Source organism: Peribacillus sp., from assembly GCF_059453735.1.
Genome location: NZ_JAZVJO010000118.1, coordinates 1 through 11,228 on the forward strand (window position 1 = coordinate 1; position 11,228 = coordinate 11,228).

13 protein-coding genes and 1 pseudogene are annotated in these 11,228 nt (G+C 37.6%); 12 read left to right on the forward strand and 2 right to left on the reverse strand.

Translation table 11 applies throughout. The features are described 5' to 3' along the window. Both AC52RT_RS03890 and AC52RT_RS03895 read left to right on the forward strand, forming a co-directional pair. Window positions 1-476 (forward strand): substrate-binding domain-containing protein (locus AC52RT_RS03890; RefSeq protein ID WP_495539535.1); only part of this gene is annotated, 476 nt, incomplete at its 5' end. A gap of 21 nt (window positions 477-497) precedes the next feature. Next, window positions 498-1,841, forward strand: coding sequence for a GH1 family beta-glucosidase (locus AC52RT_RS03895; RefSeq protein WP_495539536.1), 1,344 nt, complete (start codon window positions 498-500; stop codon window positions 1,839-1,841). A gap of 211 nt (window positions 1,842-2,052) precedes the next feature. Here the strand turns inward: AC52RT_RS03895 and AC52RT_RS03900 are convergent, their stop codons facing one another. Then, window positions 2,053-2,253 carry a cold-shock protein gene (locus AC52RT_RS03900; protein WP_495539537.1) on the reverse strand — a complete coding sequence of 67 codons (201 nt, stop codon included), beginning with the start codon at window positions 2,251-2,253 and terminating at the stop codon, window positions 2,053-2,055. Between the two features lie 370 nt (window positions 2,254-2,623). On the opposite strand from AC52RT_RS03900, the gene nagE reads away from it, so the two are divergent. From nagE to AC52RT_RS03930, 6 genes are all read left to right on the forward strand, one after another. Continuing rightward, the gene (nagE, locus tag AC52RT_RS03905; protein WP_495539538.1) at window positions 2,624-4,075 is read left to right on the forward strand and encodes an N-acetylglucosamine-specific PTS transporter subunit IIBC; all 1,452 of its coding nucleotides are present in this window, start codon (window positions 2,624-2,626) and stop codon (window positions 4,073-4,075) included. 217 nt (window positions 4,076-4,292) lie between these two features. Continuing rightward, on the forward strand, window positions 4,293-5,363 hold the full coding sequence (locus AC52RT_RS03910) for a YeeE/YedE thiosulfate transporter family protein (protein WP_495539539.1): 1,071 nt from the start codon (window positions 4,293-4,295) through the stop codon (window positions 5,361-5,363). A 12-nt stretch (window positions 5,364-5,375) separates the two neighbouring features. Continuing rightward, the gene (locus tag AC52RT_RS03915) at window positions 5,376-5,600 is read left to right on the forward strand and encodes a sulfurtransferase TusA family protein (protein ID WP_495539540.1); all 225 of its coding nucleotides are present in this window, start codon (window positions 5,376-5,378) and stop codon (window positions 5,598-5,600) included. A gap of 204 nt (window positions 5,601-5,804) precedes the next feature. Further along, complete coding sequence (locus tag AC52RT_RS03920; protein WP_495539541.1) at window positions 5,805-6,857, forward strand: C45 family autoproteolytic acyltransferase/hydrolase; 1,053 nt, start codon at window positions 5,805-5,807, stop codon at window positions 6,855-6,857. Between the two features lie 96 nt (window positions 6,858-6,953). Further along, complete coding sequence (locus AC52RT_RS03925) at window positions 6,954-7,868, forward strand: toxic anion resistance protein (RefSeq protein ID WP_495539542.1); 915 nt, start codon at window positions 6,954-6,956, stop codon at window positions 7,866-7,868. Between the two features lie 3 nt (window positions 7,869-7,871). Further along, the gene (locus tag AC52RT_RS03930) at window positions 7,872-8,171 is read left to right on the forward strand and encodes a response regulator (protein WP_495539547.1); all 300 of its coding nucleotides are present in this window, start codon (window positions 7,872-7,874) and stop codon (window positions 8,169-8,171) included. On the opposite strand, the gene AC52RT_RS03935 is transcribed toward AC52RT_RS03930, so the two are convergent. Next, window positions 8,091-8,387: an ATP-binding cassette domain-containing protein gene (locus AC52RT_RS03935; protein WP_495539543.1), complete on the reverse strand. Its 297-nt coding sequence runs from the start codon at window positions 8,385-8,387 to the stop codon at window positions 8,091-8,093. The two genes, AC52RT_RS03930 and AC52RT_RS03935, sit on opposite strands and share 81 nt — an antisense overlap. A 287-nt stretch (window positions 8,388-8,674) precedes the next feature. Here AC52RT_RS03935 and AC52RT_RS03940 point away from each other — a divergent pair, with 287 nt between their 5' ends. The 4 genes and pseudogenes from AC52RT_RS03940 to AC52RT_RS03955 all read left to right on the forward strand — a co-directional run. Further along, window positions 8,675-8,905 carry an excisionase family DNA-binding protein gene (locus tag AC52RT_RS03940; RefSeq protein ID WP_495539544.1) on the forward strand — a complete coding sequence of 77 codons (231 nt, stop codon included), beginning with the start codon at window positions 8,675-8,677 and terminating at the stop codon, window positions 8,903-8,905. A 25-nt stretch (window positions 8,906-8,930) separates the two neighbouring features. Then, the gene (locus AC52RT_RS03945) at window positions 8,931-9,524 is read left to right on the forward strand and encodes an exonuclease domain-containing protein (protein ID WP_495539545.1); all 594 of its coding nucleotides are present in this window, start codon (window positions 8,931-8,933) and stop codon (window positions 9,522-9,524) included. Between the two features lie 110 nt (window positions 9,525-9,634). Continuing rightward, entirely contained in the window at window positions 9,635-10,669 is a 1,035-nt protein-coding gene (locus AC52RT_RS03950) for an AI-2E family transporter (protein ID WP_495539546.1), read from the forward strand. 241 nt (window positions 10,670-10,910) lie between these two features. Next, window positions 10,911-11,228 (forward strand): annotated as a pseudogene (locus tag AC52RT_RS03955) (basic amino acid ABC transporter substrate-binding protein); the annotation flags it as partial.

Genomic DNA, 11,228 nt, shown 5'->3' on the forward strand with positions numbered 1-11,228 from the left:
CAAACGGAGAAATCGCTTTTATAGCAGGAAAGAAAACGTCGGAAATATCAAATCTTCGTTTAGAAGGTTATATTCGAGCGATGAAGCAATATAAAAAATCTATTCGACCAGAATGGATTGCACACGGAGACTTTTTTGAAAACAGCGGCTATGAAAGTATGAAGCGCATTCTTCAAAGTCGGGAGATTCCTAAAGCAGTCATTGCAGCTTCAGATATGATGGCACTTGGTGCAATGAGAGCGATTAAAGAAACAGGACGAAGAATTCCAGAGGATATTAAAGTAGTTGGCTGTGATGATGTTGAGGCATGCCGGTATAGTGAGCCTACATTAAGTACAGTCAAACAAGATAAACAAGAGTTAGGCAGGATAGCTGCTAAAAAATTAAATGATCTGATTACTAAAGAAACATGTAGTGAACCATCAATTGTTAAACCGGAACTTGTGATTAGACATTCATCTATGAACAGTATGTGATGATGAAATAGGAGGGTATTCATGTCCACTATTCAATTTCCAAAACAGTTTAAATGGGGAAGTGCTACGGCAGCATATCAAATTGAAGGTGCAGCAAATGAAGATGGCAGAGGACTGTCGATTTGGGATACTTTTTCTAAAACACCAGGGAAGGTTTATAACGAAGAAAACGGTGATCGTGCTTGTGATAGTTATCATCGATATGAAGAAGATATTCAACTTCTCGATGAATTAGGAGCAGATATGTATCGCTTTTCCGTATCGTGGCCGCGGATTTTTCCAAATGGAACGGGAGAGGTGAATCAAAAAGGAGTCGACTATTATCATAGATTAGTTGATTCACTGATTGAAAAAGGAATTGAACCGATGTGTACGCTCTACCATTGGGATTTGCCTCAAGCTCTTCAGGACAAGGGAGGTTGGGGAAATCGTGAGACCATTTCGGCCTTTACTGCTTATGCTGAATTTATGTTCAATGAATTTAATGGGAAAATTAAGAAGTGGATAACCTTGAATGAGCCATGGTGTGCATCTTTTTTATCGAACTACATAGGTGTTCATGCACCAGGTAATCAGAATCTTCAGCTGGCGACAGATATAGCTCATCATTTAATGGTTGCACATGGGAAAGCTGTTCAGAGCTTTCGAAATTCTGGGACAGTAGGGGAAATAGGTTATGCTCCAAATGTTACTTGGTATGAGCCTTACAGCAGCAAACAGGAAGACAAAGAGGCATGCGATCGGGCAAATGGCTGGAATTTAGACTGGTTTTTTGACCCCGTTTTCAAAGGAGCCTATCCACTATTTATGCTAGAATGGTTTGCAGAAAAAGGTGCAGTACCGCATGTTAATACTGGAGATATGGAAGCTATATCTGAAAAAATTGATTTCCTTGGTATTAATTATTACACGGGAAATGTCGCTAGGTATAAAGAAAATGAGGGATTATTTAACTGCGAGAATATTGATATGGGATACGATCAAACGGACATTGGCTGGTTTATCTATCCGGATGGATTTTATCATGTACTTGTCAAAATTAAAGAATTATATGGTGACGTTCCCATTTATATTACCGAAAATGGTTCTTGTTATAATGATGAACCAGAAAACGGGAAGGTACAGGATAAGAAAAGAATAGACTATTTAAAGCTTCACTTAACGGCGCTGCAAAGATCGATTGAATCGGGTGTGAATGTTAAAGGATACTTGACATGGTCCCTGCTTGATAATTTTGAATGGGCATATGGCTATAGTATGAGATTCGGGATCGTTCACGTCAATTATGAAACTTTAGAGAGAACCAAGAAAGACAGTTATTATTGGCTTAAAGATACAATTGAAAAAGGCTGGTTTGATGTATAAGCGAGGTCAAGTTAAAACGATGAAAAGTAATTTGAATAAATTTACTTTTCATCGTTAATGTATGTTATAATTAGTCAAACCTTTTTACTGTGTTTTACTTTACTTGGACCAATCACTTTGCTCATTCGTGAGCAAAGTTTTTTTTGTTTATTTTTAGACACACAAAAAAACAGACCCTGCAAGCAGGATCTGTCTATATAATCAGCTAAGATTATGCTTTTTGAACGTTAGTAGCTTGGGGTCCACGTTGACCTTGTTCTACTTCAAAAGTAACTTCTTGGCCTTCATCTAAAGACTTGAAGCCTTCACTTTGAATAGCTGAGAAATGTACGAATACATCGTCTCCGTTTTCGCCTTCCATCAAGCCGAATCCTTTTTCTGCGTTAAACCATTTTACTTTACCTTGTTCCATTTTTGTTGCCTCCTAGTGCTTTCACACATTGTATTACTATCCTTGCTCTCAGTGAACAACGAGACGAAAAGTTAAACTTTTTGTTTTCATTTCTACCGGACAAAAATAATTCTTCTTAAGAATAACATGGATTGTTCTAAAAAGCAAATCAATCAATTATTAATAAGATAGATAGGTAAACAGGCTTAAGATATTTTTGTCGAAAATAGAGGATTTATGAGGTTTAATATGGAAGTCTTTAAGTAGATTATTCTACTTCGTTGAGCCGACAGCAATTTAGGAGGTGAATAGAAAAGGTTTTGTTAATTGATATTATTCGTTCCTTTACATTTCGATTAGAAGAGAAGAATAATTACTAGGGGGAAATGACATGATGAAATTTTTACAAAAAATCGGCCGTTCTTTGATGCTTCCGGTTGCTGTGCTTCCGGTTGCTGCCATTTTGATGGGTATTGGTTATTGGATTGATCCCAATGGCTGGGGATCCGGGAATGCGTTGGCGGCTTTCCTTATTAAAGCGGGGTCTTCTATCTTAGACAATATACCCATCCTTTTTGCCGTCGGTGTCGCACTCGGAATGTCTAAGACAAAAGATGGATCAGCAGCCTTAAGCGGACTGGTGGCTTTTTTAGTAGCAACTACGCTGCTGGCACCTGATTCAGTAGCTATGCTGAAGGGAATTGAAGTAGAAAACGTGAATGCTGCGTTTAGTAAAATTAACAATGCGTTTGTAGGAATTATTTCAGGGCTCGTTGCAGCCTTCATGTTTAATCGCTTTAGTCATGTGAAATTGCCAGATGCACTTGCCTTTTTTAGCGGTAAACGACTTGTTCCAATTATGACAGCGCTCGCTATGCTTATTGTCGCCTTATTGTTATTCTTCATATGGCCGGTTGTTTATACAGGCCTTGTTAATTTTGGAGAATTAATTAGTAAATTGGGTGTTTTAGGAGCTGGTCTGTACGGATTCTTTAATAGGCTGTTAATTCCAACAGGTCTGCACCATGCGTTGAATGCTGTATTCTGGTTTGATTTAATTGGAATTAATGATATCGGAAACTTCTGGAAAGGAGATGGGGTAAAAGGAGTTACAGGCATGTATCAAGCAGGATTCTTCCCTATTATGATGTTTGGCCTTCCGGCTGCCGGATTAGCTATGTATCATACGGCAAAAACAGCAAAGAAAAAGCAAACAGCTTCCTTAATGCTTGCGGCCGGCTTTGCTTCGTTTTTTACAGGTGTAACAGAACCTCTTGAATTTGCCTTTATGTTCCTAGCTCCACTGCTCTACTTAGTTCATGCAATTTTAACTGGACTGTCCTTAATGATTGCAGCTTTCTTCCATTGGACAGCAGGATTTGCCTTTAGCGCTGGTTTAATCGATTACTTCTTAAGCTTTAATTTACCGCTGGCCAATCAGCCGTATATGCTGCTTGTTCAAGGATTAGTGTTCGCTGTAATTTATTATTTCTTATTCCGATTCTTAATCGTGAAGTTCAATTTAATGACACCAGGAAGATCGGATGATTTGGATGAAGAAGAGGTTATTGTAACTGACAATGCTGTTTCTTCAGATAATAAATATGCTGATATGGCTGCTGTAATTTACGCTGGTTTAGGTGGCCGCGATAATATCACTGCCATTGATAATTGTGTCACGCGCTTAAGAATTGAAGTGAAAGACATGGATGCGGTTGACCAAAGAAAAATTAAAGCAACCGGTGTACCAGGCATTAATATTGTCGGTCCTCAAAGTATTCAAGTAATTGTTGGTACCCAAGTTCAATTTGTAGCAGATGAAATGGAAAAACTTCATAAATAACATGAGAAGAGCCGATCCTTACAGGATCGGCTCTTTTGTGTTTAGAAATATCTGAAGAGAAGATAGTTGATATTCTATCGTGTATTAAGATTATTTTGATGGCTTTGCAGATTTCAAGAAAAGGAAGATTAAAACTCTTGACTTAAACTTCTATTATCCATATCATATTCACATAACATATAGACTTACTTGGTTTTAAAGAAGGAGAGAAAACTAAATGATACAAATGATCCTAACGGGTTTACTTTGTGGAGCATTGCTTGGTTTCGTTATGCAACGAGGACGTTTCTGTCTCACAGGTGGATTCCGGGATATGTATATAGCGAAAGATAACCGCATGTTTTATGCATTATTAATTGCGATAGCTGTTCAAAGTGTTGGTGTTTATACGTTAATCCAAATGGATGTTATTCAATTTACTACAGGTGCCTTCCCTTGGCTTGCCGTAATAATTGGTTCTTTTGTATTCGGTATTGGCATCATCCTTGCCGGCGGCTGTGCAACTGGAACATGGTACCGTGCTGGTGAAGGTCTGCTGGGCAGTTGGATTGCGCTTGCAGGGTATATGCTGATGAGCACGATTATGAAATCTGGACCATTAACACCTGTAAACGATTCGATTTCATCAGTTGTTCTTCCAAAGAATTCAATTGCTGAAACAACAGGAATTTCTGTCTGGGTCTTCATTGCTATTTTTACAGCCATTGTTGTCTGGATTATCAGTCGAGAATTAAAAAAGCCGAAAGTTATAATTCCTTCAATGAAGCCTAAGCGGACTGGGATAGCGCATTTACTATTCGAAAAACGCTGGCATCCATTCTTCACGGCTATGTTGGTAGGATTAATTGCAATCCTTGCTTGGCCGCTTAGTGAAGCGACAGGCAGAATGTCAGGATTGGGGATTACTACTCCTTCTGCGAATATTCTGCAATACTTAGTAACGGGTGATATCTCCATCATTAACTGGGGAGTATTCCTTGTTCTAGGGATTTTCCTTGGTTCGTTCATTGCAGCAAAAGGAAGCCGAGAATTCCGCTTTAGAATGCCTGATGCTAAAACAGGAATTACGAGCTTTATCGGCGGAATTTTAATGGGCTTTGGAGCTAGTCTTGCCGGAGGATGTTCAATCGGTAATGGTTTAGTTATGACAGCTATGATGACTTGGCAGGGATGGGTTTCCCTAGTCTTTATGATTCTAGGAACATGGACTGCATCGTATTTTGTCTTTATACGACCAAATGTGAAAAGAAAAGCGGCAGCTGCACAATCAGCTGTTACTACAGCTTAGGAGGAAGAAAATATGCAAAAAACACTAGAAGTAATGGGAATGGTTTGTCCGTTTCCTTTAGTAGAAGCAAAAAATGAAATGGAATTTCTTAATTCAGGTGATGAATTAATCATTAATTTTGACTGTACGCAAGCGACAGAAACTCTGCCGCGCTGGGCTGCAGAAGCAGGACACACAGTAACTAATTACGAACAAATAGATGAAGCGTCTTGGACGATCACTGTACAAAAAAAGTAAATATCAAGTTGGCTCCAGTCTTCGTACTGGAGCCATTTTTTTGTTTGGGAAAAGGAATTCACACGGGAATAAAGGCCCTCTAGACGGGAATAACGATTCACCAGACGGGATTATACCCATCACTGAAGGGAATAACTAGTTGTGGTCGAATCCGTTCAAGATTCGATCTTTAGTCAAGATTATAACGATAAAAAAGGAGGAAGTATGAAATCCATATACAGTGAAATCATTCAATTCCGCGGTACACACTATGAATTTGGGTATACGCAGGGTTTGAAGCTGAAAAATTCAATTTCAGTAAAAAACCGTGAAAATCAGTGGAAGGTGCGTTTACCTAGATTCACTATAAAACCAACCGAAGTTGAACACGCCTTACATGCTTTTGTACCTGGTATTTGGGAGGAGCTGCTCGGTTTGCAGGAGGCTCTTGCTTGGCCTATTGAGAGGGTTTTACAGGAGTTTGGCGGGTATCGTCTGAACTATGTTCATTCTGGCTGTTCTATTCTAACAGGGTCTGATTACTTAATTCGTAATTATGATTATCATCCGAAAACATATGAGGGCCGTTACACATTATTTCAACCAAGTGATGAGGGATATGCCATGATTGGTCCAAGCCAGAGGGTAACTGGGCGAATGGATGGAATGAACGAAAAGGGACTCGCCATGGGCTATAACTTTATGAATCGGAAAAAGCCTGGAGAGGGCTTTATTTGCTGTATGATCGGCAGAATCATTTTAGAAGCTTGTGCAAGTACACTTGAGGCCATCGCGATGTTAAGGGAAATTCCCCATCGACATTCATTCAGCTATGTGGTGCATGATCAAAGTGGAGCAAATTATATAATTGAAACATCCCCCCGCGGTGTGGAAGTCCGTCAATCAGAGGCATGTACAAACCATTTTGAAATAATGACACATGAAAATCGACGTCATCTTGTTGACTCAAAGCGGAGACTTGAACTATTACAGCAAGAGAAGATTACTGAAGCCTATACGGCCTTTCGCCTATTAAATGATACGGACAAAGGAATATTTTCTGATCTATACAGCAGTTGGGCAGGAACGATACATACCTCAGGTTATCTTACTAAAGAAAGGAAAGTCTGGTTTGCCCTAGGCGGTGATCGCCAACCGGTAGAATTTGATTTTGCTCATTGGCTTGAAGGCAATGATTTAAAAATGGATAAAGTAACTGGTGAAGTAGAAACTGATCAACCTTTTCTACATATGGAAAAGGCAGATTGGTTTCAATGAAAAGAAGTACGGTATGTAAGAAGGGAATATAAGCTAAACAGAGAATACCTTATATAGATATAATGCTGCCCTTCGCGGGTAAAGGTTGTGAAAGAAATGAAAAACGAGGATGATTATGAACAGGTCGAGCTGGTTGCTGGTCAACTTGATTTGACTAAACCAAGAATTGTGATGTCATATGGGGTGAACATTCAGGCAAAACTGTTACCGTTTACAAGTCAGTTGCTTGAACAAATTCAGTCTAAAGAGGTTAATCAAACAGGTGATGTCATTAACGATTTAATGAGGCTGATTAATGAGCTGGGACAGGATGAGGGAATAAAAAATCAGTCCTTTCTTCGTAGAGTGTTTAAAAAAAATGATTCCCTATCACGTCAGTTGGTTTCTTATCAAAAAGCGAGTGCAGTGGTTGAACAAGCCCGAGTAAAGTTAGATCGGAGTAAAAACTTTTTACTGGCAGATACCCTACTATTAAACCGACTTTTTACTCAGAATAATGAGTTATGCCGTGAACTGAATGTCTATTTGACAGCAGGAGAGCTTAAACGACAGGAATTAATTCGTTCTCTGCCCGAACAAGAACTTGTTGAGGAAGAATTTCTAAAACGGGAGGAAGCAGAACAGCGGCAGCATGTAGTTGAAGTACTAGATAAGCGTTTATACGATCTTAGAGTCAGCATTGAAATTACGAAACAAAATTCAGTTCTAATTAAGCTGATTCAAGGCACAAATGAACGACTTATCGAGAAAATCCAATCGTCTATCTTAACATCCATACCGCTATGGCGGAATCAAGTAGCCCTAAACATAGCTAATCTTCAAAAGCAGGAAATTACAAGCGCTTCTGAAAAAAATGATATAGAACAACAAAATAAAAAGGTACAAGAAACGCAGAGACAGCTGCTTAAAGAAATCCTAGAAGTGATGGATATTCAACAAGATAGTCATGCAAAACGCACTCAAGCTAAACAAGAGCTGTCAACGATCATGGTCGATGAAAATAGGATGTGACGTATGTATAAAGTGATGATTGTTGAAGATGATGTCAAGATTCGAACGTTGATAGGCGTGTTTTTAAAGAAGTGGAACTTTGAATCAATGATTGTTGAAACATTCGATCAGGTAGACAAGTTAGTGTTACTAGAGAAACCTAATATTTTGTTGATGGATATTATAATGGCGATGAATGTCGGCGAGGATGATTTTATTCAAAAGCCCTTTTTCCTTGACGTTTTAGTTGCAAAGATTCAGGCTGTTTTGCGGTGTAGCAACCGATCCATTAAAAATGTTCAGTTCTTCTTCCTTCATCGTTAAGATATTTCTACCACCTATATCAATCGAACCTGTAGCGGGGGTATCAATCGTTGATAATAGATGTAATAATGTAGATTTCCCCGATCCAGGTGGCCCCATTATTCCAACAAAATCACCTCTAGATACCTCAAGATTTAGTTTTTTTAATGCTGGGAATGGATTCTTTTTTGTCCCATATACCTTACTAACGCCTTTTGCCGGTAAAACAATCCCCATTTTCCGCACTCCTTAACAGCTGTACGAGACAACTTTGATTTTCTTTTAACTATAAGGAATGCTGGTTTAATCTACCATAAGTTTTCCTTACGTTTTCCAAGTGAATCTTACATTTTTGTCATTATTGGAGGGTTCAAAGATTAGTAGGTTTAAAGGATTTTCATGTGTGTATAGTCTGGCAGTTTTAAGAAGAAAAGATTTGTCAAATTTTTAGTGAACTCCAATAGAGATTCACAAGTAATTGCTGTATAGTAAATAGTAGTAAATGGATTAAAGGAGTGAAGAAAATGTATCTCACAATTCAGGAAACTGCAGACTATTTATCACTCCCAAAAGAGTATATTGAAAGTCTTATTATGCAAAATAAAATACGTACTGTTCATGATGGAGAACAGTTGTTGATTTATAAAGATCAATTTAAAACACATTTAGAACAGCTAGAAAAATATAAGATTTTGGCTGAAGAATGGGCGAATGAGCCAATTCCAGAGGATCTAGATATTAAGGACGAGGATTAACAAAGTAAAGGGTGAGTAGTTTAGAATGATAAAAAAAGTTGGTTTGGTTGTCGATGTGGAAACCACAGGTCTAAGTCCAAAAACTGATGAAATGGTTGAAATTGCGGTAAAATTATTTACCTTTGATCAAGATGGCCAAGTGTTAGATATTCTAGATGAGGATGCTTATCTAAGAGAGCCGCTCTCTGCTTCAGCACGAAGAAACTATGAACAGGCATACCGTGTTCACGGAATACCATTTGAAGAAGTAGAAGGAAAAAGCTTTTATGATGTTAAGCTAAAAACTTACTTTCATCGAGCGGATGTCATATTTGCTCATAACGCATCTTTTGACCGCAGTTTTATTTATCAGATGTATCCTGAGGTGAATGACCTATCTTGGCATTGTACAATGAGAGGCGTGCCTTGGAAGGAATATGGTTTTAGTAATAGTAAACTATTAACCTTATTACAAGCTCACTATATTACGGATTATCAGTCGCATCGTGCAATGGATGATATCACCAATTTGCTAGAGTTAATGAAACAGCAGGCGCCTAGTGGAAAAACTTATTTACAGCAGGTTCTGACAAAGGGACCAATGCGGAAGTATCAACCAGTCTTAAAAGAAAAAGTGTGAAAGAAGCGCAAGGAGAATAATTTCTAGTCCATTTCCTAAAAAGTGTGTAAGATAGATGATATAGGAAATAATGATGATGTAAGATTTGGGATAGGAGATAAAGAAGGGATATGACTGAAATCTGGAATTACTTACATAGTAAAGGTTTTTCAAGACTAATTACGCTGCTGATTATAATTGTATTTTTATATAGTATTGGCAATATGATTCATTTGCTTTTGTTTACCTTTATTTTTACTTTCCTAATGGGAAGGCTCCAAAACTTTATTTACCTTCAGTTGAATAAATATATTAAAGTCAATCAAAAGTTAGTTATTAGTATTATATATATGATCTTTGTTTCCGCTCTCGGGATCGTTTTATATAAATACTTGCCGGTTATTACACTTCAACTTACGGAGTTAGTTACCCAAATAGCTCATTTCTATATGAATCCCCCAGATATACCGGTGATTCACTTTATTATTGATACGCTTAATAAACTGAACTCTCCGTTAGATATACCTAAACAAGTTGGGAATGTATACAATTATTTAACTGATATCGGTAAACTGGGACTACAAATCTTCCTATCTCTTTTGCTTAGTTTATTCTTCTTACTAGAGAAGGATAAAATTGCTCGTTTTACTGCTAAATTTAAATATGGGAAATTTAGTGATTTCTTTATTAACATCGAGCACTTTGGCAGTAAATTCATTAACTCGTTCGGTAAGGTTATTGAAGTTCAATTTTTAATTGCTTTGACAAATGCAATACTATCAATAATTTTCTTAGCGTTAATGGGATTCCCACAATTAATTGGACTAGGAATTATGATCTTCTTCCTAGGTTTAATACCGGTTGCTGGTGTAATTATTTCATTAATTCCGCTGTCAATGATTGCCTTCAGCATTGGCGGTATTACGAAGGTCCTTGCTGTTCTTATCATGATTGTAGTCATTCATGCCCTTGAAAGTTATATCTTGAATCCTAAGTTCATGTCAGCTAAAACGAATTTACCAACATTCTTCACTTTTATTGTTCTGTTGTTCTCAGAGCATTTCTTAGGTATTTGGGGTTTAATTATCGGGATTCCAATCTTTATCTTTATCTTAGATATGCTTGAAATTCCAGAAAATATTGAAAAAGTGCCCAAAATAAAATAAAAGAAAAAGATTGCAGAGAAAAATTCTCTGCAATTTTTTTGTGAAATTTTTTCTTGTCTGGAAGAACCATTTTACCTTAAGAAATATAAATAAGGGAGATGATTTTTTCTATCATAAACTAATCTTTAGAGGAATTAGTTGGAATTTTATTGAATATATAATCAAGAATGAGTATAATACCACTTAGGTAAAAAAAGAATTTTCAGAATAATAATTTTATTTTGAAGCCAGGGGGAACATGATGAAGAAGAGGTTAGGGCTGTTTTTAGGTATAGGGATTTCAAGTCTATTGCTGGTAACGGGATGTGGTAACTCGGAAAAATCCGGCTCTGATGAAAAGGAAAAAACGTTAAAAGTGGTGACCGATGCTGAGTACCCTCCATTTGAATTTAGGGATAAGGGTGAACTCGTCGGTTTCGATGTTGAATCAAGCGAAAAGCTTGTTGAAATCGAATCAACCTATCTCCTCAAGAGTCCCAAGACTCGCAAGGCTCTCGCAGAGGTAGAGATTGAAGTCACTAATCAAGTCATTGTAATTAGCTTTGTACTCGTACATAGT